Here is a 450-nt window from a genome sequence, read left to right as displayed (position 1 = left end):
CACTTTAAGAAATAACTTTTCACCAATTTCAAATTGTAGTTCCTTTTGTCGCTTGTCAGCATAAGACTTCTGTCTGTCTTGTGCTATTTTAATCCTTTCTCTGATCTTCTCCACAGCCTTTACAGTTTGTTCCACTATTTCTGGACCCAAAACTTTCCTTTCACCAACTTCATTCCAATGGATGGGTGATCTGCACTTTCTGCCATAAAGATCTTCATACGGTGCCATGCCAATGGTAGACTGGAAACTATTGTTATATGCAAACTCAACCAAAGGTAAATGCATTTCCCAGTTACCACCAAGGTCTAAAGCGCAAGCTCTCAACATATCCTTTAAAGTCTGTATAGTTCTCTCTAATTGTCCATCCGTCTGTGGATGATATGCTGTACTGAATTTTAATCTAGTTCCCATAGCCGTTTGCAGGCTTTCCCAGAACTTGGATGTAAATCT

The 450-nt window shown here is 39.3% G+C and carries 1 protein-coding gene; it reads right to left on the bottom strand.

All coding sequences use genetic code 11. The annotated features are described in order from the left end of the window. On the bottom strand, window positions 1–411 hold a 411-nt coding region (locus GOQ16_RS18525; protein ID WP_160070441.1), incomplete at its 3' end, for a hypothetical protein. Window positions 412–450 lie beyond the last annotated feature (39 nt).

Origin of the sequence: Sphingobacterium bovisgrunnientis (assembly GCF_009829085.1) — a bacterium.
GTDB classification, from domain to species: domain Bacteria; phylum Bacteroidota; class Bacteroidia; order Sphingobacteriales; family Sphingobacteriaceae; genus Sphingobacterium; species Sphingobacterium bovisgrunnientis.
This window is presented reverse-complemented; position numbering and strand designations above follow the sequence as displayed.